Here is a 25,390-nt window from a genome sequence, read left to right as displayed (position 1 = left end):
AGCCCAATATGATCACTGAAACCCAGCCCCATAAGGATGACGGTCTTTGGTACAAGGACGCCGTCATCTACCAGTTGCATGTGAAGTCGTTCTTCGACTCGAATGACGATGGGGTGGGCGACGTCCCCGGCTTGATCATGAAGCTGGACTACATCGCCAGCCTGGGCGTGAACACCATCTGGCTGCTGCCGTTCTACCCCTCGCCACGGCGCGACGACGGCTACGACATCGCCGACTACCGAGGCGTGCATCCCGACTACGGCACCGTGGCCGACGTACGCAAGCTGATCCGCGAGGCGCATGCGCGCGGCTTGCGCGTCATTACCGAACTGGTGGTCAACCATACGTCGGACCAGCATCGCTGGTTTCAGCGCGCGCGCACCTCGCGCCCCGGTTCGGCGGCGCGCAATTTCTACGTGTGGTCCGACAACGACAAGGCCTATGCCGGCACCCGCATCATTTTTTGCGATACGGAAAAATCCAACTGGACCTGGGACCCCGAAGCCAATGCCTACTTCTGGCACCGCTTCTATTCGCATCAGCCCGATCTGAACTACGACAACCCGCAAGTGCTGAAGGAAGTGCTGTCGGTGATGCGTTACTGGCTGGACATGGGGGTGGACGGGCTGCGCCTGGACGCCGTGCCGTATCTGGTGGAACGCGAAGGCACCAACAACGAGAACCTGCCGGAAACGCACCAGGTGCTAAAGCAGATACGCGCGGTAATCGATCAGGAATATCCGAACCGCCTGCTACTGGCCGAAGCCAACCAATGGCCCGAGGACGCGCAGGAATATTTCGGCACCGGCGACGAATGCCATATGTCGTTCCACTTTCCACTGATGCCGCGCATGTACATGGCGATTGCACAGGAAGACCGCTTTCCCATCACCGACATCATCCGGCAGACGCCCGACATTCCCGAGACCTGCCAATGGGCCATCTTCCTGCGCAACCATGACGAACTGACGCTGGAAATGGTGACCAGCCGCGAACGCGATTATCTGTGGAGCGTGTACGCCGCCGACACGCGCGCGCGCATCAACCTGGGCATCCGCCGCCGCCTGGCCCCCCTGCTGGAACGCGACCGCCGCCGGGTCGAACTGATGAACAGCCTGCTCTTGTCCATGCCCGGCACACCGGTGCTGTACTACGGCGACGAACTGGGCATGGGCGACAACGTGCACCTGGGCGACCGCGACGGCGTGCGCACACCCATGCAATGGTCGCCCGACCGCAATGGCGGCTTCTCGCGCGCCGACCCCGAGCGCCTGCCGCTGCCCGTGTTGATGGGGCCGCTCTACGGTTACGAGGCGGTCAATGTCGAGGCCCAGCAGCGCGACCCGCATTCCCTGCTGAACTGGACACGCCGCATGCTGGCGCAGCGCCGCCAGACCCACGCGTTCGGCCGCGGCACGCTGCGCTTCATCCAGGCCGGCAACCGCAAGATTCTGGCGTACCTGCGGCAATGGAACGACACCATCATCCTGTGCGTGGCCAACCTGTCCAACGCGGCGCAGCCCGTGGAATTGCCGCTGCAGGCGTTCAGCGGCCGCGTGCCGGTGGAAATGCTGGGCGGCACGCCGTTTCCCGCCATTGGCGAACTGCCTTACTTGTTGACGCTGCCGCCCTATGGCTTTTACTGGATGGACCTGAGCGCCGACGCCGCCCCGCCAGGCTGGCACGCCAGCGCGCCCGAGCAGATGCCGGAACTGACCACCCTGGTGTTGAAGTCGCGCGGCGGCGCGGCCTTGACGGATGCCTCCCGCAGCACGCTGGAAACAGAGGTGCTGCCTGAATACCTGGCGCGCCAGCGCTGGTTTCCGGGGTCGAAGGCGCCGTTGCGCGCGCGGCTGGCCTACGCCACGCCCTTCAAGTCCAACGGCGGCGAGTATTACTGGGCCGAAGTCGAACCTGAAGATGGGGATGGCGCCCAAAGTGGGGATGGCGCCCGACGTGATGACCTCAAACCCAAAGCCCACGCCCTGCGCGTCCAGGCTCCCTTCGTGCTGGTATGGGACGAAACCGCCCAGGTGCAGTACCCCATTGCGCGCGTGCGCCGGGGCGCCGAAGTCGGCACCTTGGCCGACGCCTTTCTGCAACCCGGCTTTGTGCTGGGCGTGGTCGACGCCATGCGCGCTGGCCACGCGGTCGATGGACGCGACGGCGGCAAGCCGGGCGACAAACCCGGCGTGATCCGCTGCGTGCCGGAACCGGGTCTGGCCGAACTGGACTTCGGCGAAGAACCCGCGCTGCAATGGATCAGCGCGGAACAGTCCAACAGTTCGGTCATCGTCGGTGGGCAAGCCATCTTGAAGCTGATCCGCAACGTGCAGCCCGGCATCTCGCCCGAGGTTGAAATATCGCGCCACCTGACGCGCGTGGGCTACGCCAATATTCCCGCCTTGCTGGGTGAAGTGTTGCGCGAGGACGCCGACGGCGTGCCCCATACCCTGGCCGTGCTGCACGCCTTCGTCACCAACGAGGGCGATGCCTGGACCTGGACGCTGGACACCCTGAAACGCACGCTGGGCGCGGCGCTGCTGGGCGGCAACAGCCCCGAGGAATTCGAAGCCAGCCTGGAAGGCTACACGGTCATGGCCAGCACCATCGGCCGCCGCCTGGCCGAGCTGCACAACGCGCTGGCCCAGGAATCGGACGACCCCGCCTTTCCCGTGCACACCGCCACGGCGGAAGATGCGCAGGCACACGCCGCGCGCATCATCGCGCAACTGGGCCGCGCCGAACAGGACCTGCGTGCCGCGCAGGACAAGCTGGAAGCGCCATCACACGCCTGCGCGCAATGGCTGTTTGAACATCACGGCCGCCTGGCCAAGCAGGTGGACCGCATGGCGCAGGCGCTGACGGGCGCGCCGCTGATTCGCGTACACGGTGACTTCCACCTGGGTCAGGTGCTGGTGGCGCAGACGGACGCCTACCTGATCGACTTTGAAGGCGAGCCCATCCAGACGCTGGAGACCCGCCGCACGGTCACGACGCCGTACAAGGACGTGGCGGGCATGCTGCGTTCGTTCGACTATGCCGCCGCATCGGTGGCGCGCAGCGACCCGATGGGTGGCGCGCCCACCGACGCCAACGCGGGCCCCGGTGATTCGGCGGCCGCCCACGGGGTGCCGCAGGACTTGCGCGACACCTTGCTGGCGCGCTTTGGCGCGCGCGCGGTCGAGGCGTTTCTGCAAGGCTACCAAGAGGCCGCCTCAACCAGGATTGCGCTGCCTGCCGCGCAAGAGAGCACGCTGCTGAAGTTGGCGCAACTGGAAAAAGCCGCCTACGAAGTCAGCTACGAAGCGGCCCATCGCCCCGACTGGATCTCCATTCCGCTGTGCGCGCTGACCGAGCTGGCACGCGAACTCTTGCAAGAAGCGGCGATCAGCGCCGAGGAACAATCACGATGAATCGTCATGACAACGGCCCCCCCCAGCCGTCTTCTCCAGCGTCTGCGCCACAAGCAGGCCAGCTTGACGCGGCCAGCCTGCAGGCCTTGGTCACCGGCCAGCACGCGGACCCGTTTGCGGTCCTGGGGCCGCACGATGGCGTGGTGCGCGCGCTGGTGCCCGACGCCCGCGCGGTGTCGGTCGTGACCACCGACGGCAGCCGCCTGCCGCTGCAAGAACAAGCCCAAGGTCTCTATACCGGCGCCGCCCCCGACGCCCGCCCCGGCGACCCGGGCTCATACCAATTGGCCATCCAGTGGCCCGAGACCGAACAACTGACGGCCGACGCCTACGCCTTCGGCCCGGTGCTGTCCGACGCCGATCTGGCCGGGCTGGCCAGCGGTGACTGGCGCGCGGCCCTGTCGGTGCTGGGCGCGCGGCTTGATGAGATGCATGGCGTGCCCGGCCTGCGCTGCGCGGTCTGGGCGCCCAACGCGCGCCGCGTCGCCGTGGTGGGCGACTTCAACAGCTGGGACGCGCGCCGCCATCCCATGCGCCTGCGCCACGCGGCCGGCGTGTGGGAACTGTTCATTCCCGGCGTGACGGCGGGCGATTGCTACAAGTTCGCCATTACCGACAACGCGGGCGCCATTGTTTTCAGGGCGGACCCCATGGCGCGCCGCGCCCAGGCAGCGCCTGCCACCGCTTCGGTCGTTGACGACCCCACCCCCTATTCCTGGACGGACGACGCATGGATGCGTTCCCGCGCAGAGCGCCAAGCGCGCCACGCTCCCATTTCCATCTACGAAGTGCACGCCGGCTCATGGCTCGCGCCCGACGCCGAGCGCTGCGTCTGGGACCAGCTCGCCGACAAGCTGCCCGCCTACGCAGAAGCCATGAGTTTCTCGCATGTGGAGCTGATGCCGATCATGGAATACCCCTTCGGCGGCTCCTGGGGGTACCAACCCCTGGGCATGTTCGCGCCGTCCGCGCGCTTTGGTCCGCCGGCCGCCTTCGCCCGCTTCGTCGACCGCTGTCACGCCGCCGGTATCGGCGTCATCCTGGACTGGGTGCCCGCGCACTTTCCGAACGACGCCCACGGGCTGGCGCGCTTTGATGGCACGCCGCTATACGAATACGCCGACCCGCGCGAAGGCTATCACCCCGACTGGAACACGCTGGTCTACAACCTGGGCCGCACCGAAGTCAAAGCCTTCATGATCGCCAGCGCCGTGCACTGGCTGCGGGAATTCCATATTGATGGCCTGCGCGTGGACGCGGTGGCCTCCATGCTCTACCGCGATTACAGCCGCCAGCCCGGCGAATGGATCCCCAACGTACACGGCGGCCGCGAGAACCTGGAAGCCGTGGCCTTCCTGCGCGAACTGAACACCACCGTGCGCGAACAGGCGCCCGACGCCATCGTGGTGGCCGAAGAGTCCACCGCCTGGCCCGGTGTGACCGCGCCGGTGGCTGACGGCGGCCTGGGCTTTCACTACAAATGGAACATGGGCTGGATGCACGACACGCTGCGCTACATGCACGAAGACCCGGTCCACCGCAAATACCATCATCACGACATCACCTTCGGCATGGCCTACGCCTATTCCGAACGCTTCATCCTGCCGCTATCGCATGACGAGGTGGTGCATGGCAAGGGCTCGCTGCTGAACAAGATGCCCGGCGACCCCGCCACCCAACTGGCCAACCTGCGCGCCTACCTGGGCTTCATGTGGGCGCATCCCGGCAAGAAGCTGCTGTTCATGGGCGGTGAACTGGCCCAGCCCGCCGAATGGAACCACGATGCCTGGTTGAACTGGGGCCTGCTGGACGACGCCGGCCACAAGGGTGTGCAGCGCCTGGTGGCCGACCTGAACCGGCTGTATCGCGAATCGCCCGCGCTGCATGAACGCGACACCGAGCCCGACGGCTTTGACTGGCTGGTCATGGACGATGCCGACAACAGCGTGGCCGCCTTCGTGCGCCGAAGCGCGTCGTCGTTGATGCTGGCCGTCTGCAACTTCACCCCCGTCACGCGGCACGACTACCGCGTCGGCGTGCCCTTGGGCGGCCGCTGGGCCGAATCGCTGAACACCGACGCGGGCTGGTATGGCGGCTCGGGCCAAGGCAACCAGGGCGCGGCGCAGTCGTCAGACCAAGCCGCCCATGGCCACGCGCAATCGCTGTCGCTGACCTTGCCGCCGCTTGCCACTCTGTTCTTCACGCACCAAGGCTGAATCCATGGACCCCACTCAGTTCACCCGCCTTACCACCGGCCGGCCGTATCCGCTTGGCGCCGTCAGCGACGGCCTGGGCGTGAATTTCGCCGTGTTCTCGGCCAACGCCACCCGCATCGAACTGTGCATCTTCGACGCGCGCGGCCGCAAGGAACTGCGGCGCTTCGATCTGCCCGAGTGCACCGACGAGGTCTGGCACGGCTACCTGCCAGATGCGCAACCGGGCTTGGTCTACGGCTATCGCGCGCATGGTCCGTATGACCCGCGCAACGGCCACCGCTTCAATCCGCACAAGCTGCTGCTGGACCCCTACGCGCGCCAGATGACCGGGCCGGTCAGTTGGAGCGATGCGCTCTTTGGCTACCGCATGAACCACGCGCGCGCCGACCTGTCGATGGACCGCCGCGACAGCGCGCCGGCCATGGCCAAGGCCGTGGTGACCGAAGACGTGCCGTTCAACTGGGGCAACAGCAAGGCTCCCGACACCCCGTGGACGGACACCACCCTCTACGAAGTGCATCTGCGCGGCGTGTCGATGCAGCGCGAAGACCTGCGCCCGCCACTACGCGGCACCTGCGCCGCGCTGGCCGACCCGCGCTTCATCGAGCACCTGCACCGGCTGGGCGTCACGGCGGTGGAACTGCTGCCCGTGCATGCCTTCCTGCAAGACCGCTTTCTGCTGGAACGTGGCTTGCGTAACTACTGGGGCTACAACACGCTGTCGTTCTTCTCGCCGGAACCGAGCTATCTGCAAAACGGCCCCAACGACCTGCGCCAAGCGGTGCGGCGCCTGCACGCGGCCGGGCTGGAAGTGATTCTGGACGTGGTCTACAACCACACCTGCGAAGGCAGCGAGCTGGGGCCCACGCTGTCCTGGCGCGGGCTGGACAACGCCAGCTACTACCGGCTGATGCCCGGCGAGGAACGCTACTACATCAACGACACCGGCTGCGGCAACACCGTCAACGTGTCCCACCCCCGCGTGCTGCAGATGGTGATGGATTCCCTGCGGTACTGGACGCAGTCGTATGGGGTGGACGGGTTTCGCTTCGATCTGGGCGTCACCCTCGGCCGCGAAGGCACGGGCTTTGACCCCGGTTCGGGCTTCTTCGACGCCTTGCTGCAAGACCCCGTGCTGGCCGGCGTGAAACTCATTTCCGAACCCTGGGACATCGGCCCCGACGGCTACCAGCTCGGCAACCACCAGCCCGGCCTGGGCGAATGGAACGATCGCTATCGCGACACCGTGCGCCGTTACTGGCGCGGCGACGAAGGCATGCGCGGCGACATGGCGGCGCGCCTGTGCGGGTCGCGCGATATCTTCGACCGCCGCCACCGCCGGCCCTGGGCAAGCATCAACTTCGTGTCGTCCCACGACGGCTTTACCCTCCAGGACGTGGTCAGCTACGACGGCAGCCACAACGAGGCCAATGGCGAAAACGGCAACGACGGCCATTCGGAAAACTACAGCCACAACTGGGGCGAGGAAGGGCCGACGGAAGACGCCGCCATTCTTGAACGGCGCGGCCGGGTGCAGCGCGCCTTGCTGGCCACCTTGTTCCTGTCCGATGGCACGCCGATGATGTTGGCGGGCGACGAATTCGGCAACAGCCAGGACGGCAACAACAACGCCTATTGCCAGGACGGCCCGCTATCGTGGCTGGACTGGGGCCAGGCCCAAAGCGACGCGGGCCGAGCGCTCAGCCATTTCGTGGCGCGGGTGGTGGCGCTGCGGCGCGATCATCCCAGCCTGCGCGCGGCGCGCTTCGGCGATGCGGCCCAGGAGATATGCCCGGGCGTCAGCGCCATCAGTTGGCTGGACACCCACGGTGGCCCCATCGACCAGGCCGCTTGGGACGACCCGCAACTGCGCACCATGGCCTTGCGGCGCGCGGCGCTGCGCGAAGACGGCAGCGCCGATATTTCCTTGCTGCTGATGAACCCCAGCGCCGAACCGGCCACCTTCACCTTGCCCGAACCCGGGCAAGCCTGGCTGCGTGAACTGGATTCCGCCACGCAAGTGCCCGCGGCGCCCGTTTCTGAACCCGAGGTTACGGTCGAGGCGCATAGCCTGGTGCTGCTGACCGCCACCTGCATCCCCGGAAATGCCTCATGACCGTGTTGCCCGAACCCTATACCCATGGCGCGCTGCCGCTGCCTGACGGGCGTACGCGCTTTCGCCTGTGGGCGCCGTCGGCCCCACCCGACCTGGCCTTGGTCATCGATGGGCGCGTACCCATCGCGCTGCGACCCGACGCCGACGGCTACGCCCAGGTGGACGTGAATTGCCCGCCCGGCACGCGCTACCGCTATCGCATCGGCCAGGACCTGCTCGTGCCCGACCCCGCCTCGCGCTTGCAAGATGGCGACGTGCATGGCGCCAGCGTTGTCATGGGGCCGGACACCTACCCCTGGCGGCACGCGTCCTGGATGGGCCGCCCCTGGCGCGAAGCCATCATCTACGAAGCCCATCCCGGCCTGGCAGGCGGCTTTGCCGGCCTGACTGAACGCCTGCCCGAGCTGGCCGGGCTGGGCATCACCGTGCTTGAACTGATGCCCATCGCCGACTTCCCTGGCCCCCGCAACTGGGGCTACGACGGCGTCCTGCCCTACGCGCCCGACACCGCCTATGGCACGCCCGACGAACTCAAGCGCCTGATCGACACCGCGCATGGCCTGGGGCTGTGCGTGATGCTGGACGTGGTCTACAACCACTTCGGCCCGGACGGCAATTACCTGTCCCAATACGCCGCGCCCTTCTTTCGCGATGACGTGTCCACACCCTGGGGCGCCGCGATTGATTTCCGCCAGCCCCCCGTGCGCCGCTACTTTGAAGAAAACGCCCTGTACTGGCTGACGGAATACCGCTTTGACGGCTTGCGGCTGGACGCGGTGCACGCCATCCCCGACCCCGACTGGCTGGTGGAATTGGCGCGCTTTGTGCGAGGCCAGGTGCCGGCGCAGCGCCACCTGCACCTGGTGCTGGAAAACGACGACAACCGCGCCAGCCTGCTGACTGAAGGCTATGACGCGCAGTGGAACGACGACGCGCACCACGTGCTGCACCACCTGCTGACCGGGGAGTCCCGCGGCTACTACGCCGACTACTCGGAACAGCCTGCCCAGGCGCTGGCGCGCTGCCTGGCCGAAGGATGGCTGTATCAAGGCCAGCCCTCGCGTTACCGGCAAGGCGCGGCGCGCGGCGAACCCAGCGGCCACCTGCCGCCCACGGCCTTCGTGCTGTTCCTGCAAAACCATGACCAGACCGGCAACCGCGCCTGGGGCGAACGGCTGACCGAGCTGGCCGAGAACGCCGAACGCTTGCGCGCCGCCGTCACGCTGCAACTGCTGGCGCCGCAGATTCCGCTGGTGTTCATGGGAGAGGAAAGCGGCAGCCGCGCGCCTTTCCTGTACTTCACCAGCCACACGGACCCGGCGTTGGCGCAAGCGGTGCGCGAAGGCCGCCAGCGCGAATTCGCCGCGTTCCCGGAGTTTTCGGGCGCCAACGGCGAACCCGTGCCCGACCCGAACGCCGAATCCACCTGGGACCAAAGCGCGCCCTGGCCCCAGGCCGACAGCGCGGAAGCCCAGTCGTGGCGCAGCCTGTACCGCGCGCTGCTGGACCTGCGCCTGCGCGTTATCGCGCCCAGGTTGGAAGGCGCGCGCACCGTGTACGCGCGCGCCGTGGGCGATCACAGCGTGCATGCCCGGTGGCGTCTGGGCAATGGCGCCTTGCTGACGGCGTACGTCAACCTGGGGCCGATGCACGAGGCCCTGCCGCGCAAACAAGCCACCATACCGCCACTGGCCTCGACACTGCTGTTCGAGTCGCGCGCGGGTGCGTTTGACGCCTTGAGCCAAGGCAGCCTTTGCCCGGAAAGCACCGTCTGGCTGTTGGAGGACGCAAGATGAGCGCCGCCACCCACGCGGGGCTATCCGAACTGGCCGACGAGGCCGGCATTGCCGAGTACTGGACCGACGCCGGCCAGCGCCCCCGCCGCGTGTCGCCCGACACCTTGCGCGCGCTGCTGGCCGCCATGGATCTGCCCGCCGATTCCGAGGCAGACATCCGCGACAGCCGCCAGCGTCTGGCCGCCCTGTCCGCGCAGGCGCACCTGCCCGCGATGCTGGTCGCACTGCCGGGCGAGGCCGTGCCGCTGCCGCCCGACTGCGCGGGCACGTATCGCATCGAACCCTCTTCCGGGCCGGCCCTCTCCGGCCGCACCACGGCGGGACAAGACGCCGCCGCGACCTTGCGCGCGCCAACCACCCCCGGCTACTACACCCTGCACACGCAGGCCGGGGTGATGACTCTTGCCGTGTGCCCGCCGCGCGCGCCGTCGCTGGATGAACTGTTGCAAGCGCAGGACGCCCGCGCCTGGGGCCTGGCCGTACAGGTCTACAGCCTACGGCGCCCGGCCCCCGACCCCACGCAGGCCACGCACGGCTTTGGCGATTTCGGCGCCCTGCGTGAGCTGGCAATCGCCACCGGCGCGGCCGGCGCCGATGCGCTGGCCATCAGCCCCGTGCACGCCATGTTCGCGGCGGACCCGGCGCAGTGCAGCCCGTATTCCCCATCCAGCCGTTTGTTCCTGAACACGCTGTACGCCGACCCCGCCGGCATCCTGGGCGCGGATGCCGTGCGCGACGCGCTGGCGGGCATGACCCCGGCACGCCTGCCTGTGCTGGACGCGCAACCCTTGATCAACTGGCCCGCGGCGGCGGGCTTTCGCCAGCAGTTGCTGCGGCGCCTGCACGACCGCTTCACCACCCACGCCAGCGCCGAGCAGCGCCGCGCTTACGACAGCTACCGCGCCGCCGCCGGGCCAGACCTGTTTGAGCACGCGCTATTCGAAGCCCTGCACGCCGAGCACAGTCTGGCGGCGGGCGCGCCCGTGCCCTGGACGCAGTGGCCCACCGAATTGCAAGATCCGCGCTCAGCGGCCGCGCAACGTTACGCGTCCGATCACGCGCACGATGTCGACGCACACATGTTCAGCCAATGGCTGGCGTCCGAAAGCCTGAGGCGCGTACAGCACGCCAGCCGCGATGCCGGCATGCGGGTGGGCGTGGTGGCCGACCTGGCGGTAGGCGGCAGCCCGCTGGGCAGCCACGCCTGGAGTCGGCGGGCCGACCTGATGACACGCGCCAGCGTGGGCGCGCCGCCCGACCTGTACAACCCGCTGGGCCAAGGCTGGGGCCTGACCGCGCTGTCACCCACCGCCTTGCAGGCCTCCGGCTACGCGGCCTTTCTGGCCATGCTGCGCGCCTGCCTGGCCCATGCCGGCGGATTACGCATCGACCACATCCTGGGCATGGCCCGGATGTGGCTGATACCCGATGGCGCCAGCCCGCAAGACGGCGGCTACCTGCGGTATCCCTTGCAGCAGTTGCTGCGCCTGACCGCGCTGGAAGCCCGGCTGCACCGCGCGCTGATCGTCGGTGAAAACCTGGGCACGGTGCCGGAAGGTTTTGACGCGCAGTTGGAAGCGCACGGGGTCCTGGGCATGGACGTGCTGTGGTTCATGCGCGGCGCCGGTTCCGCGCCGGAAGCCGGCGCCGACAGCGCCACGCCGCCAGCCCCCTCTGCCGAGCCTCCCGAATTCCTGCCGCCCTCGCAGTGGCCCGCCAACGCCGTCGCCATGACCACCACCCACGATCTGCCCACGCTGGAAGGCTGGTGGCACGCGCAAGACATCCTGTGGCGTTCCCGGCTGCGCCTGCTGGCGCCCGGTCAGGATCAGGCCGCGCTGCACGCCGAGCGCCTGGAAGACCGCGCCACCTTGTGGCGGTCGGTGCAGTCCTGCTCGCCGGCCGCATCCACCTTGCCGTTGCCGCGCGAGACGCCCAGCGCCGAACTGCTGGGCTTCGTCGCCGCTACGCCTTGCCCCTTGATGCTGGTTCCGCTGGAAGACCTGACCGGCCAGTTGGACCAGCCCAACCTGCCCGGCACCACCACGGATCATCCCAACTGGCGCCAGCGCGTACCGCTGTCCGTGGCGGACTGTTTGAACGCGCCCAACAGCCAGGCGCGGCTGCGGCCGGTGCGCGCCGTGCGGGGGCGATCATGAACCAGACCCTAGTTCCCCGCGCCACCGCGCGCCTGCAACTGCATGCCGGCTTTACGCTGGACGACGCCCGCGCGCAGCTTCCCTATTACGCCGCGCTGGGCGTCAGCCATCTGTACTTGTCGCCCATTACCCAGGCCCGAGCAGGATCCACCCACGGCTATGACGTGATCGACCATCAGCGGGTCAGCACCGAACTGGGCGGGGAAACCGCCCTGCGCCGGTTGGCGGACGCCGCCCGCGCGCGCGGCCTGGGCCTGATTGCCGACATCGTCCCTAACCACATGGCGGCGCACGCCTCGAACCCCTGGTGGGCCGACGTGCTGCGCCACGGACAGGACAGCGCGCACGCCACCACCTTCGATATCGACTGGGATGCGCCCGACCCTGCGTTGCGCGGCAAGGTGCTGCTGCCCGTGCTGCCCGACCTGTACGGCCAGGCCCTGGCGGCAGGCGACATCCGTCTGGAACACGATGCGAAGGCAGGCGCCTGCCATATCAGCGCGGGTGGCCAGCGGCTGCCGCTTGCGCCGGGTTCGCTGGCTGGCGATTCGGCCGCCGACGCGGGCCAGGCGCGGCTGCATGCGCTGCTGGAACGCCAGCACTACCGACTGGCGTGGTGGCGCACCGCGCCCGACCAGATCAACTGGCGCCGCTTCTTCGAGATCAGTGAACTGGTCGGCGTGCGCGTGGAAGACGGCGCAGTCTTCGACGCCGTGCATGGCCTGGTGCTGCGCCTGTATCGCGAAGGCGTGCTGGACGGCTTGCGCATCGATCACATCGACGGCCTGGCCAGCCCCGGCGCTTATCTGCGCCGCCTGCGCCACGCCTTGCGGCAAGCGGAAGGCGAGCGCAAACAAGCCGGCCTGCCCGGCGGCGCCTACCTGATCATTGAAAAAATCCTGGCCGACGACGAATCGTTGGACGCGCGCTGGCCCACCGAGGGCACCACTGGCTATGACTTCATGGACCAGGTGGGCGCGCTGCTGCACGCGCCCGAAGCGCAGGCCCAGCTTGAGCGCTGCTGGGCCGCGCTTAGCGGCGACCCGCGCGACGCCTCTGCCCAGCTCCGCGATGCGCGCCATCGCATGCTGGCGCGGCATTTCCCCGCCGAGCGGCAAGCGCTGGTGCGCGCGCTGACGCGCATCGCCCACTTCGACCCGCGCACGCGCGACTGGACCGCCCCTGCCATCGACCGCGTGCTGACGGCCTTGCTGGCGGCGTTTCCGGTGTACCGCAGCTATGCGGAGGACGGAGGCCGCAGCGCGGCGGACGCGCATTGGTGCCGCGTGGCGCTGGAGCAGGCGCGCGAAGCGCTGGGCGACGGCAATGCCGACGCCCGATTGCTGGAACAGATTGATGAATGGCTGGGCGGCGCGCCGCAAACCGATAACGACCTGGCGCAAGCCCGCGCCGTGGCCTTGCGCCGCTTCCAGCAACTGACCCCGCCGCTGGCGGCCAAGGCCCTGGAAGACACCTTGTTCTACCGCCGTGGCCCGCTGTTGTCGCGCAACGAAGTGGGTTCCAGCCCCACGCGTTTTGCGCTGCCGCTGCAAGCCTTTCATGCGCTGAGCGCGGCGCGCGCGCGCACGCATCCCCACGCCATGCTGGCCACCGCCACGCATGACCATAAACGCGGTGAGGACACGCGCGCGCGGCTGGCCGTGCTGAGCGAAGCGCCCGACGAATGGCTGCGCATGGTCGGCGCATGGATACCGCGCCTGGCCAAGCCGGGCGCGCCCAGCCCCGCCGACCGCTACCTGCTGCTGCAAAGCCTGGTGGGGGCGTGGCCGCTGTCGCTATCGGTCGAGCGCCTGGATGACGGCGGTGACGAGGTCACCGCGCCCGTCTCTGAATTTCTTCTACGCATCGCGCAGTGGCAAGAAAAAGCCCAGCGCGAAGCCAAGCTGCACACCAGTTGGACCGACCCGGACGCCAGCTACGAAGAGGCCGCCCGAGCCTGCATCACGACCTTGCAAGACCCGGGCGACGGCCGGGCGCTGCTGCGCGACATCGCCACGTGGGCGCTGGGCATCGCCCCCGCCGGGCTGGTGAACAGCCTGACCCAGACCTTGTTGCGCAACACGCTACCCGGCGTGCCCGACCTGTACCAAGGCACCGAACTGTGGGACTTCAGCCTGGTTGACCCCGACAACCGCCGCCCCGTCGACTACGCCGAACGGGCCGAGTTGCTGAAGGCAGAGGATGCTGACCTGCCCATGGCCACCGGCGCGGCAGCGTGGCGCAGCGGCGCCATCAAGCAGCAACTTATCCGCCGCGCCCTGGCGCTGCGTGCCCGCCACCCCGCCCTGTTCAGCCACGGGGATTACACGCCGCTTGCCGTCATCGGCCCACGCGCGGCGCACGTGATTGCGTACGTGCGCCGGCACGAGGGGCGCAGCATGGTGGCGGTGGCGCCCCGGCTATGCGCGCGGGCCTTGGTGGCGTATACGACGGACCAAGCGGCGCAGGCCTGCCGCTACTGGGAAGGCACCCGCGTTGTCCTGCCCCCGGATATTGATGCGGGCGCGCTCCGCAACGTGTTGTCCGAGGCTCAGGTCAGCGCGAACGCGACGGGCGAAGTGCCCTTGACCGCGCTCTTGCGTGACTGCCCGGTGGCGCTCTGCGCAAACGCATGAGCGCCACCCACCTTAGTACTGATAGCGCATCGTCAACATGGCGCTGGTGCCCGCGCCCCAGGCCCCTTGGCTATAGAAGCCGACCTGGCTGTAGTACTTGCGGTCAAACACGTTGTTGACGTTCAACTGCGCCGACAGGTTGCGGTTGAAGCGATATCGCGCCATCAGGTTGGTGATGGCGTAGCTGCCCTGACCGACGCGCTCGTCGCCATTGGGGCCGCTGGCGATGGTGTAGACGCCGCTTTGCCAGTTGACGCCGCCGCCCACTGTCAGCCGGTTCCAATCACCCGGCAACTGGTAGGTGGTGAACAGGCGCACCAGCGAGCGCGGCTGGTTGGTCTGGATGGGGGCGCCGTCACCGTCGCGGGCGGTCCAATGCGACCAACCGGCCGCCACGTTCCAGCCCGGCGTCACCTCGCCCGACATCTCAAGGTCAAAGCCGCGGCTGCGCGTACCTTGTGCGGCCCGGTATGCCTGGTTGATCGAACCCGGCACCAGGTAACCCGGGTCGGTCTGGGCGACGTTGTCCTGCTCGACCTGGAAAATGGCGGCGCTGGCGTTCAGGCGGCCTTCCAGGAATTCGCCCTTGATGCCGGCCTCGTAGGACTTGCCTTCCAGCGGGTCCAGCCAACTGCCGTTGCGGTCCTGGTAGCTTTGCGGGTTGAAGATGCCGGTGTAGCTGACGTAGGCGGTGTAGGTCTCGTTGATGTCGTAGAGCAAGCCGGCATAGGGAATGAAGGCGTCTTTGTCGAACGCCGTGCGGCTGCCGCCGCCAAAGCCCACCGAATCCGTCTTCCAGGTGCTGTAGCGCCCACCCACGATCAGCTTCAAGGGGTCGGCCAGGTTCAGGCGCAGCGCGCCGTACCAGCCGCTTTGCTTGGTGGTGTAGCGGCTGGCGGTGACGGCGGTGTCGCTCCATTGCGGCTCGGGATACGAGCCATCCCAGTCGAAAAAGTTGCCCACCGGCGCGGCGTCCAGCGCCGAGCGATAGTCGAAGTCCGCGTATTGCCGGGTGAAGCTGGCGCCCACCACCGCTTCATGGCGGCGACCAAAGGCCGTGAACGGGCCGGAGGCTTTCAGGTCCAGGCTGTTCTGCTTGCGGTCGCCCAGGTACCACGCGGGCGATCCGTTCACGCCCAAGCCGGTTTCGCGGTCGGGCCAGCCATACAGGTACAGCAGCTTGCCATCCATTTCGTGCTTGGAATGTGACGCCACGGCCTGCACGCGCCAGTCGTTGTCAAAGCGGTGTTCCAGGCTGGCGAAGCCGCCGGACGTGGTGCTGGCCCACGAACTCCAGTCCGCGCCCGTGTTCAACGACCGCTTCCAGTCGGTGCGCCCGCCGTCCGCGTACCACAGCGGAAAGCCGCCCCAGCTGCTGCGCTGCGGGTCGTTGTCCTGGTAGTTGAAGCCCGCGCTGAAGGTGGTGCGCGACGTCAGGTCGGCGTCCACCACGCCGTAGAAGATCTTTTTCTTGTTCTGGTAGCCGTCCAGATACGAATGGTTGTCCTGGTAGGCCGACACGATGCGGCCGCGCACGCTGCCGGATTTGTTCAGCGGCGTGGACAGGTCCAGCGTGCCGCGATAGGTGTCCCAATTGCCGGCGCTGACGCTGACGTCGGCCTTGAACTCACGGCTGGTGGCGTGCTTGCGCACCAGGTTGATGGACGCCGACGGATTGCCCGAGCCGGTCAACAGGCCGGTGGCGCCGCGCACAACTTCCACGCGGTCATAGATGATGGGGTCGATGGACGATTCGCCGCCCGCATAGCCCGTGTTGAAGTCGGTGGGTACGCCGTCGTACAGGTAATTGGTAATGGAGAAACCGCGCGAGCTGAACGAATAACGCTCGCTGTCGTAGTTTTGCACCGAGATACCGGGCGTGCTGGCCATGACGTCGGCCAGCGACAACATGTTTTCATCTTCCATGCGCTGGCGCGTCACCACCGTGACGGATTGCGGCGTTTCGCGCAGCGTCAACGGCAGGCCGGTGCTGGCGGCCGTGGCGCGCGGCGTGTAAGACCCCGTCCCTTCTGTCGTGGTCGGGTCGCCATCGCCCACGACCTGCACGGTGGGCAAGGTTGCCACGGCGCTGTCCTGCGCGGCGGCATTGGCGCAAGCCAGCGCCATCAGCACCAAGGCCGAGGTGCGGCATAGCGGAAAACCGGGCTGATGATGAGAACGAACACGGGGTTTGCGGCGCTGCGGCCTGGCGACATGCATGCTGGCTTCCTCTCCCTGAATGGGCTTTTGATGTGGGGACGAAGTGTAATGCGAATACTTCTCATACCTATATTTTGTTGCGAATTTACGACGTGTATTTGCCACATACATTCGCGACGTTTCATTGACTCGCCCACTTGCCGCTGCGGCTTGCCTGGGCCTAGACGGCCTGTCATCAGCACACGCCTCCGCACCGGCATAATGTCGCTGGCTCCGGCCGGCCCCATTTTTTCCAACGGCATCCCGCCCTCTTCCAGTAGGAATCACCGCGTGTTCCACGTCTTCACGGCACTGATCAGTCTCTACGTCATCTGGCGTTTCGTTCTGCCCCTGTCCTGGTCCAAACCCGCCAAGCTGCTGCTGTCCGCCTTGCTGCTTGGGGTTGCTGAGCACCATCTGGTCACGCGCCACTTTTTCGGCTCGATGGCTTCCCCTGAAATTCCCGCCACGCTGATCATGGTGCTGGGCTGGCTCTTCGGCGGGCTGCTGCTGTTGGCCATGCTGCTGCTGGTGCGCGACGTGGCGGGCGTGGCGGTCTACGCCGTGTCACGCGCGCGCGGCCGGCGCGTGTTGGCGGCACGCCGTTGGGGCGCCAGCGCCGCCGTGCTGGCCATGGCGCTGTCGGCCATCGGCGTGTGGCAGGCCGTGCGCGTGCCCGACGTCAAGACGATCGAAGTCGCCCTGCCCAAGCTGCCGCCCGAGCTGGACGGGTACCGGCTGGTGCAGTTGACCGACCTGCACGCCAGCCGGCTGCTGGAAGCCCCATGGATGCAGGCCGTGGTCAACAAAACCAATGCGCTGAAGCCCGACCTGATCGTCATCACCGGTGACCTGGTCGACGGCACCACCAACGCCCGCGCGGCCGATGTGCTGCCGCTGCAAGCACTGCGTGCCCCCGACGGGGTCTATGCCATCCCCGGCAACCACGAGTACTACGCGGAATACCAACGCTGGCTACCCGCGTTCGACAAGCTGGGCCTGCGCCTGCTGTTGAATGAACACGTCACCTTGACACCCAAGGGGCAGCGTTTGGTGCTGGCCGGCGTCACGGACAAGATGGCCGCCGCCTATGGTCAGGACGTGCCGGACGTGGCGCGCGCCATGGACGGCGTGCGGGCTACCGACCCGGTCATCCTGCTGAGCCATCGCCCAATCGGCGCGGCGCAGAATGCGCGCGCGGGCGCCGGGCTGCAATTGTCCGGCCATACTCATGGCGGGCAGATCCTGGGGCCGCACCTCTTGACCCAACTGGCCAACGAAGGCTTTGTGTCGGGCAAGTACGATGTGGACGGCATGCACCTCTACGTCAGCAACGGCGCGGGGCTGTGGCCAGGCTTTCCGATCCGCCTGGGCCGCCCCTCGGAAATCACGCAGGTCGTGCTGCGCTCACCCGCCAAGGCCGCCGTCCAATAAGCGGCGCCGCTCACCCATGACCTATCTGCTGTGGTCCCTGCCCGCCCTGATCGTGATCGGCGCCATCGCCAGCGGGCGCGTCAACACCACGGTGGCCGCGGTGCTGGGCCTGTGCGCCGCCGTCCCCATTGCACTGTCCGCCGCGCCTGCCCCGTTTGCCGGCGAGCCATTGGCGGTGACGCTTGAGCGTGGCGCATGGATCGGCTGGATCATCACGCCTTATATTCTGGGCGGGCTGCTGTTCTGGCAGATGGCCTCGCAGGGCCAGGCGCCTGGGCAGGCGACCGCCGCACACCCCGAACTGAACGACCCGCTGGCCCGGCGGCGGCGGCTGTTCTTCGCCTGTTTCCTGATCGGCCCTTTCGCGGAATCCGCCACGGGTTTTGGCGTGGGCATGCTGGGCACGGTGCTGCTGATCCGCCCGCTGGGCCTGAAGCCGCGCGACATCATGGTGTTCGCCTTGCTGAGCCAGACCCTGATTCCGTGGGGCGCGATGGGCAGCGGCACCTTGCTGGCCTCCGCCTATGCGCGCGTCCCGGCCCCACAGTTGGCGCTGTACAGCATGGTGGCGGTGGCCTTGCTGATGGCGGTGTGGATGGCGCTGTACTGGCGCACCGCGCGCCGCGCCGGTCTGCGCGCCGATGCCGCCGAACACGGGCGCGAAGCCGCCTGGATCACGGCCAGCCTGGTCCTGCTGAGCGCCGCCACCGCCGTGCTGGGACCAGAAACCGCGCTGCTGGTGTCCTTTGGCCCCTTGATCGTGCTGCGCTTTGTGCTGGACCGCCGCCCCGACCGCGCCCAGGCGCTGGCCGCCGCCCGGCGCGCGCTGCCCTACATGCTGGTGATCGCCTGCCTGGCCGTCACACGGCTCGTGCCCGCGTTCAACCACACGCTGGGCGCCTGGGCCGACATCCAACCCTTTGCCGACCTGCCCGCGTGGAAGCCTTTTTTGCACGCGGGCAGTTGGCTGATCGTGGGCGCGCTGGCGCTGGCCGCCTGGCGCCGCCAGCCGCGCGCGTTGATGACCCAGGCGCGCACGGCGTGGCACACGGGCCGCCACGCCGTCATGTCCGTCTTCCTGTTCGCGATGATGGCCGAGGTGCTGGCCGGCGCGGGCATCTCGCAGGCCTATGCCGATGGGCTGTTTGCCACGCTGCATGACTGGACCATTCTGATGACCCCCTTGCTGGCGGGCGCCTTTGGTATCCTCGCCAACAGTGGCAACGCGCCGAACAGCCTGTTCATGCCATCGCAGCTATCATTGGCGCTTAACGCGGGTTTGAACGTGCCGGCAGCGGCTGCGCTGTTACACGTTTCGGGCACGGCAATGGGCATTTTTTCCCCCGTTCGCATGTCGATTGCGGCCGGTTTGGCCCACGGACAGGGGCAAGAACGCGGCGTGTATGTTCTACTACTGCCGTTTGCCCTGGCCGCGTTCGGCATTCTTTTATTCCTGGCACTGCTTGTCGTGCTGTCGGGATAGCGCGCCCGAGCGCTGATGCTCACGGCCTCAACCTTTTTTTTGTGTAGCACATGGGACTAGAACAGTTAGCCGCGATCCGGGCCTTGATCACCAAACAAGCGCCTGAAGAGCCTACCCCCAAGAAAGATGCGCGTTCGCAAGGCGGCGGCAAAGGACCTCGCCCACCCGGTGGCGGCAAGGGCCCGCGCCCGCAAGGCGGCGACAAGAACGCCCGTTCGCAAGGTGGCGACAAGGCTCAGCGCCCGCAGCGCGAACGCCGCGAATCGCCCGTGGACCCGGTCGTGGTCGCGATCTCGCGCCTGCAACGCCAGTTTCCCAAGGCCTTCCCGAAGAATCCCGCCCCGAAGCTGCCGCTCAAGCTGGGCGTGCTGGCTGACCTGGTGCAGCATGCCCAGGCTTTGCAGTTGGACGAGGCGCAGATCAAGGAAGCGGTCAAGACCTGGTGTGATGGCCGCCGCTACTGGGCCTGCATGGTGGAAGACGCACCGCGCGTGGACCTGAACGGCGAACCCTCGGGCGCCGTCACCGCCAACGAAGCCAAGCATGCCAAGCGCATGGCCTCGCGCAGCGCATCCAAGAACGCCGCTGCCCGCAACAAGGCCAGGAAGGAAGCCGCGGCTGCCGCTGCCTCTGGCGAAGCGCCTGCCGCGGATGCGGCTGCAAGCACCGACACCGCCGCTTCGGCCTCAGCCGCCGTCGCTGCTCCGGTCTCCGTTCCTGTCTCGGCTCCGGTCCAGTCGTCGCCGCAAGCGCCGGCTGAGGCTTGCGCTGCAACGCCGACGGAGATCTCCGCTGACTCGGCATCCGCCGACACGCCGGACTCGTCCAACGATGCATCCACCAAGGATGCCGACGATACGTCTACCGACAAGCCTGCGTAGTCATACCGCCTTCGGGCAAGCTCCGTCTTGCACGACGGCAACAAGCCCGGCTCGCGACATCCACGTTGCGGCCGGGCTTGTGTATTTGTGCGCGCAGCGCGTGTGTACCGGCCTTACGCCGCCAGCGCCTGCTCCAGGTACGCCGTTCCCGCCGCGCTATACGGCAAGGTCAGCGCCCACTTGTGACCCGCTGCGTCCATCTTCTGCAAAGACTTGCGCAAAATTTCCACAATCTTCTCGCCGTGGGCGGGGTGGAAGGCTTCGTACTGATATTGCAGAAACACCAGGCACAAGGCGTTTTCCATGGTCTGCACATCCGCGTCCTGCTTGATGCCCTGCTTCATGACGATGGTCTTGACGCGGTCAATCACGTCGTCCTCGTAGCCCGTTTCACGCAAGATGCCTTCCGCGACAGCGGCATGGTGCCGCGCCAAGGCCTTGCGCCACGTCAGATAACCCACGCGCCCGTCCGGGTAGCTCTTGCGGCTGATTTCCCAGCGCCCGATATGCTGGCAACGCGAGGCCAGCACCAGCGGCAAGGGTGCCTCCGGGGCCAGCTTCAACACCCATTCATGCAGCTTCTGCGCCAGGAACAGTTCTTGCGGACAGGTTTCGCCCTGCCAGGTGAACAGATTCGGGTCGGTGCCGTTGTACTGGTCAAACCGAAGCAGCGTCTGGTGTAGGCGGTCGTTCATGCGTGGCGTTTCCAAGAAGGCGATAAGGGTGACAAGGCAAGCGTGACTACCGCAAGCCCGGCAAAAGCGAGCCGGCAACCGCGCAATGGGCAGGCGCGGCCAAAGACGCAACGATGATAGCGCCAAGCGGCGCCGCGCAAGCGGGTTTCAGCAAGGCCGCGCAATCCGCGTCATACTGGCGCGTTCCCGCATCGGCATCCTACGGACACCCCATGAGCGACGCTTCCCACACCCCTACCCTGGCGCCCGACGTGCTGGCCGCGCAAGCACTGGCTCAGCAGCACGGCGTAGCCACGCCCAACGTGCTGACCACCCCCATCGCTGAATTCCGAGAAAAAAACCGCGCCTACCAACAGTGGTTGAGCCAGCCCGCGCCGCCCGTTGGCCGCGTGGTGGAACATCAGCTGGACCATCTGCCCGTGCCCGCCACCCTGCGCCTGTACTACCCCGAAGGCGCGAACGACACGCCGCTGCCCCTGTACCTGCACCTGCACGGCGGCGGCTTCGCACACGGCGACCTGGATTCGCTGGACCGCTGGAAACGCGAGATCGCGGCCGACGCCGGTATCGTGACGGCGGGCCTGTCCTACGCCTTGGCACCCGAAGCCCGCTACCCCGTCGCGCTGGAACAAGTGTTGGGCGCGCTGCGCTGGCTGCGCGACCAAGCGTCCTCGTTGGGCCTGGATGCGTCGCGCTTGTCGGTGGGCGGCGAATCAGCCGGCGGCAACCTAACGCTGGCCGCGCTGCAACGCCTGCGCGACGAGGGCGACGCCTTCATCAAGACCGGCGTCGTCATCTACGGCATGCTCTCCGCCCGCCGCGACACGGCTTCGCACGACGCCTATGGCGACGGACGCTTTGGCCTGTCCACGGAAAAGCTCGATTGGTACTGGCGGCAGTATGTTGGCGACGCCGCGCAATTGAAGGCCCCCGGCGTCACCCCACTGCACGCCGACATGAACGGCCTGCCGCCGCTGATCCTGCAAGCCGCCGCGCTGGACCCGCTGCTGGACGACACGCTGGACTTGGCCAACCAACTCTTCGCCACCGGCGCCGCGCCCATGCTGGTTGTGTACTCCGGCGTGCCGCACAGCTTCATCGGCATGACTCGCCTGCTGCCCCAAGCGCAAGAGGCACGCGCGGACTTGATCCACGCCTTGAAGCGCAACTTGGCGGCTTAGCTTTGCCGATTCGCTTGGCCGATTAGCTTTGCCGATTCGCTTGGCCGCATAGGAAAGCGGGACGCAGTTTCATAGTCGTCCAATAGACAGCGCCTTTTGCCGCTGTGCAAGATGTTCGGTTCCATCTTGCACACCGCCAAAAGGAGCACCGCCGTGCCTCGGCTGTCCGACTTGCGCTTCACCTTCAACCCCGCCAGTGGCACGGCGTTTGACGTCGTTGAATTCACGCTGGACGAGGCCCTGTCCGAGACCTATCGGCTGTGCATCGAACTGTCCAGCATCGACCCCGCCGTTGATTTCGGTACGCTGCTGGACCAGCCCGCGCTCTTCACCATTTGGCGCGGTGACCTGGCGGTGCGCCATGTACACGGCATCGTCACGGAATTCGTCCAAGCCGACACCGGCTTTCGCCGCACGCGCTATCGGCTGGTCGTGGAACCCTCCCTGGCTCGCGCCGCGCTGTGTTCTGACTGGCGCATCTACCAGCACCTGTCAGTACCCGAGATCCTGGCCGACGTAATCAAGCGCCAAGGCATCACCGACTACGAACAGGTCACCACCTTTGAGCACCTGCCCCGCGAATACTGCGTGCAAGCCGGCGACACCAACTTGGCGTTTCTGGACAGGCTGGCGGCCGAAGAAGGCTATTTCTACCGCTACGCGCATTCGGAATACGGGCATCGCCTGATTCATGGTGACCGCATCTACATCCATGGCGAGATCGCGGGCGGGCCGGTGGTCTACAACCCCATGCCGGGTGGAGATCAAGCCGAACCCGCGCTGCATCGCTTCGCCTACGCCGAGCGCATCCGCACCGCCGTGCAAACCCAGCGCGACTACACCTACACCCATCCGCGCTATAGCCAGGAACATTCCCCCGTCGCCGCCGACCTTGACCACCAGGATCATCGCTACGAACGCTACGACTACCCCGGCCGCTACAAACTCGACGAAGCGGGAAAGCCTTTCACACAAACTCGCCTGCTAGGCCGCCGCCGCGATGCCCGCGTGGCGCTTGTCGAAGGCGATGACGCGCGTTTAATTCCCGGTGTCGCCTTCGACCTGACCGGCCACCCGCGCGAAGACTGGAACCAAGGCTGGCGCCCCGTGCGCATGCGCCACCATGGGGTGCAACACACCAGTCAAGAGGAAGACGCGGCAGGTTCCGAACAAGGCACGCGCTACCACTACACCGCCGAGCTCATACCCGACAAAGTCGACTGGAAGCCCGAGCCTGCCCCTAAACCCCGCCTCGATGGCCCACAGATGGCCACCGTGGTCGGCCCGCCAAATGAAGAAATCTATTGCGACGCCTGGGGCCGCGTCAAAGTGCAATTCCCCTGGGACCGGCTGGGTCGAAACGATGAACACAGTTCCTGCTGGATTCGCGTCTCGCAAAACTGGGCTGGGGCTCTGTGGGGGCACATAGCGATCCCCCGCATTGGACAAGAAGTCATCGTGCAATTCGCAAACGGCGATCCAGACCAACCAATAGTTATCGGGAGAACGTTCCGCGCCACCAACCTGCCGCCATATGAACTGCCGCGCCACAACATCCTGAACACGATCAAAAGCAAGGAGCACAAGGGCAACCGCGCCAATGAACTGCGACTGGACGATACCTCGGCACAGATCAGCGCGGCCTTGATGAGCGAGCACGGGGATACGCAGTTGCATCTGGGCTATCTGACGCATCCGCGTCCAGGTGGTGGGGAGCCTCGTGGTGAGGGGTTCGAACTGCGCACGGATGAACACGGGGCATTGCGAGCCGCCAAGGGGCTGTTGTTAAGCACCGAGGCGCAGTTGCAAGCCAAGGGCGGGCAATTGGACCGATCCGATATCGTTGCCGCCTTGGAATCCGCATTGGAATTGGCTCGTAACCTGGGCGACTACGCCAGCACCCACGACGGCGTACCCCACGACGCCCGGCCCCAGCAATCATTGACCGAAGCCGTGCGCGACCTGGGCCACGGCGCCAACAATCAGCCCGAAGGCACCGGCCAAGGCGATGCCGGCGCGATGGGTCTAAGCGCGCCAGCCGGCATCGCCGCCGCCACCCCCGCCAGCATCGTGATGACGGCAGGCGCCCATATCGACAGCATCGCCCAGCAGCACCAGCAGATCAGCGCCGGTGAAAAGGTAGTCATCAACGCAGGCGGCGACCTGGGCCTGTTCTCGCAAAGCGGCGCCATGCGCCACATCGCCCACCAAGGCGAACTGCTGCTGCAAGCCCAACACAACGCCATCCGCATCCAGGCCGACCAAGGCGCCGAAATCACCTCCAGCAAACAGCATGTGCTGATCGCCGCAGATAAGCACATCACGCTGCTCTGCGGCGGGGCGTACATCAAGATGGCCGACGGGAATATTGAACTGGGCATGCCGGGCAAGCTGACGGTGAAGGCGGCACAACACAACTTTGTGGGGCCAAACAGCGCGTCGATGGAATTCAACACCTGGGAGGCTACGCCGTTTGACGACCGATTCCAGGCCACGCTCGCCGACGGCTCCCTCGCTCGCAATGCCGAGTACACCCTATGGCGCAACGACGGCTCCCAAGTGACCGGCCGTACGGATAGCGAGGGTTTTCTGACCATGCAAAAAGACATGCGCATGGACGGCGTTTATATCGAATGGAAAGGCGATAAGAAATGACTGACATCAAACCTGAGAAAGACCCGCCGACCGAGCGCGTGGCGCCGTTTCACTACGACGCCCGGGGTCAACAGTGCTTCACCTGGACGCTGACGGATTGCAAGATCACCGACCCGGTTCAACTACGTATCGGGCCGGATCTGATCCTGCCGGTGATATTTATTCCAGGGGTGATGGGGAGTAACTTGAGGTCGGCTTCACCGCTCCCCGGGAAAAAAACCAAACCGGTGTGTGGAATGGCCCCCTGAATCACCGGACACCATCACTCACCTAGAATACTGACTAGGCATATGACTGTATTTTTGACTAACACCAAGCAAGCAGTGATGGAAGTGTTAACTGGGCCGGAGAGGCGGCGCCGCTGGTCGGCGGAAGAAAAATTGGCGATGGTGCGCGAGAGTTTCGAGCCGGGTAAGACCGTCTCGACGGTCGCGCGCCAGCACGGAATCAACCCGAATCAGTTGTTTGGCTGGCGCAAGCTGTACCAGAACGGCAGCCTGTCTGCGGTCAGTTCGGGAGAGGA

Annotated in this window: 15 protein-coding genes; 13 read left to right on the top strand and 2 right to left on the bottom strand. The window is 66.7% G+C overall.

The features are described from left to right. The first annotated feature begins 8 nt into the window (after window positions 1–8). The 6 genes from treS to treY are packed head-to-tail and all read left to right on the top strand — an operon-like array spanning window position 9 to window position 14,339. Window positions 9–3,416 (top strand): maltose alpha-D-glucosyltransferase, encoded by a 3,408-nt coding sequence (treS, locus tag WBR68_RS27385; protein ID WP_230695791.1) that lies wholly within the window; start codon window positions 9–11, stop codon window positions 3,414–3,416. Further along, window positions 3,413–5,632 carry a 1,4-alpha-glucan branching protein GlgB gene (glgB, locus tag WBR68_RS27380; RefSeq protein ID WP_230695790.1) on the top strand — a complete coding sequence of 740 codons (2,220 nt, stop codon included), beginning with the start codon at window positions 3,413–3,415 and terminating at the stop codon, window positions 5,630–5,632. Before treS ends, glgB begins: the two co-directional genes overlap by 4 nt. 4 nt (window positions 5,633–5,636) lie before the next feature. Continuing rightward, window positions 5,637–7,748, top strand: a complete 2,112-nt coding sequence (gene glgX / locus WBR68_RS27375) for a glycogen debranching protein GlgX (RefSeq protein ID WP_050444853.1) — start codon at window positions 5,637–5,639, stop codon at window positions 7,746–7,748. Beyond that, entirely contained in the window at window positions 7,745–9,544 is a 1,800-nt protein-coding gene (gene treZ / locus WBR68_RS27370; RefSeq protein ID WP_230695789.1) for a malto-oligosyltrehalose trehalohydrolase, read from the top strand. The genes glgX and treZ overlap by 4 nt, the downstream gene beginning before the upstream one ends. Next, entirely contained in the window at window positions 9,541–11,703 is a 2,163-nt protein-coding gene (gene malQ / locus WBR68_RS27365) for a 4-alpha-glucanotransferase (RefSeq protein ID WP_230695788.1), read from the top strand. Before treZ ends, malQ begins: the two co-directional genes overlap by 4 nt. Then, on the top strand, window positions 11,700–14,339 hold the full coding sequence (gene treY, locus WBR68_RS27360; protein WP_230695787.1) for a malto-oligosyltrehalose synthase: 2,640 nt from the start codon (window positions 11,700–11,702) through the stop codon (window positions 14,337–14,339). The genes malQ and treY overlap by 4 nt, the downstream gene beginning before the upstream one ends. A 12-nt stretch (window positions 14,340–14,351) precedes the next feature. Here the strand turns inward: treY and fhuE are convergent, their stop codons facing one another. Further along, entirely contained in the window at window positions 14,352–16,559 is a 2,208-nt protein-coding gene (fhuE, locus tag WBR68_RS27355; protein ID WP_127184537.1) for a ferric-rhodotorulic acid/ferric-coprogen receptor FhuE, read from the bottom strand. A gap of 270 nt (window positions 16,560–16,829) precedes the next feature. Between fhuE and WBR68_RS27350 the strand changes: the two genes are divergently transcribed. The 3 genes from WBR68_RS27350 (at window position 16,830) to WBR68_RS27340 (ending at window position 20,336) form a co-directional block, all read left to right on the top strand. Further along, the gene (locus WBR68_RS27350) at window positions 16,830–17,972 is read left to right on the top strand and encodes a metallophosphoesterase (RefSeq protein ID WP_127184536.1); all 1,143 of its coding nucleotides are present in this window, start codon (window positions 16,830–16,832) and stop codon (window positions 17,970–17,972) included. A 16-nt stretch (window positions 17,973–17,988) separates the two neighbouring features. Continuing rightward, complete coding sequence (locus tag WBR68_RS27345; protein WP_230695786.1) at window positions 17,989–19,455, top strand: hypothetical protein; 1,467 nt, start codon at window positions 17,989–17,991, stop codon at window positions 19,453–19,455. An 83-nt stretch (window positions 19,456–19,538) separates the two neighbouring features. Then, the gene (locus tag WBR68_RS27340) at window positions 19,539–20,336 is read left to right on the top strand and encodes a ProQ/FinO family protein (RefSeq protein WP_230695785.1); all 798 of its coding nucleotides are present in this window, start codon (window positions 19,539–19,541) and stop codon (window positions 20,334–20,336) included. A 113-nt stretch (window positions 20,337–20,449) separates the two neighbouring features. Here the strand turns inward: WBR68_RS27340 and WBR68_RS27335 are convergent, their stop codons facing one another. Next, window positions 20,450–21,031 (bottom strand): DUF4202 domain-containing protein, encoded by a 582-nt coding sequence (locus WBR68_RS27335; protein ID WP_050444861.1) that lies wholly within the window; start codon window positions 21,029–21,031, stop codon window positions 20,450–20,452. 212 nt (window positions 21,032–21,243) lie between these two features. Here WBR68_RS27335 and WBR68_RS27330 point away from each other — a divergent pair, with 212 nt between their 5' ends. The 4 genes from WBR68_RS27330 to WBR68_RS27315 all read left to right on the top strand — a co-directional run. Then, window positions 21,244–22,212 carry an alpha/beta hydrolase gene (locus WBR68_RS27330; protein ID WP_230695784.1) on the top strand — a complete coding sequence of 323 codons (969 nt, stop codon included), beginning with the start codon at window positions 21,244–21,246 and terminating at the stop codon, window positions 22,210–22,212. Window positions 22,213–22,365: 153 nt separating this feature from the next. Continuing rightward, window positions 22,366–24,867, top strand: a complete 2,502-nt coding sequence (locus tag WBR68_RS27325; protein ID WP_230695783.1) for a type VI secretion system Vgr family protein — start codon at window positions 22,366–22,368, stop codon at window positions 24,865–24,867. Further along, entirely contained in the window at window positions 24,864–25,115 is a 252-nt protein-coding gene (locus WBR68_RS27320; RefSeq protein ID WP_230695782.1) for a hypothetical protein, read from the top strand. Before WBR68_RS27325 ends, WBR68_RS27320 begins: the two co-directional genes overlap by 4 nt. Before the next feature lie 78 nt (window positions 25,116–25,193). After that, on the top strand, window positions 25,194–25,390 hold a 197-nt coding region (locus WBR68_RS27315; protein ID WP_230695817.1), incomplete at its 3' end, for a transposase.

It is taken from the genome of Achromobacter sp. JD-1 (assembly GCF_038594925.1).
In the GTDB taxonomy this organism is placed as follows: domain Bacteria; phylum Pseudomonadota; class Gammaproteobacteria; order Burkholderiales; family Burkholderiaceae_B; genus Achromobacter; species Achromobacter spanius_C.
This window is presented reverse-complemented; position numbering and strand designations above follow the sequence as displayed.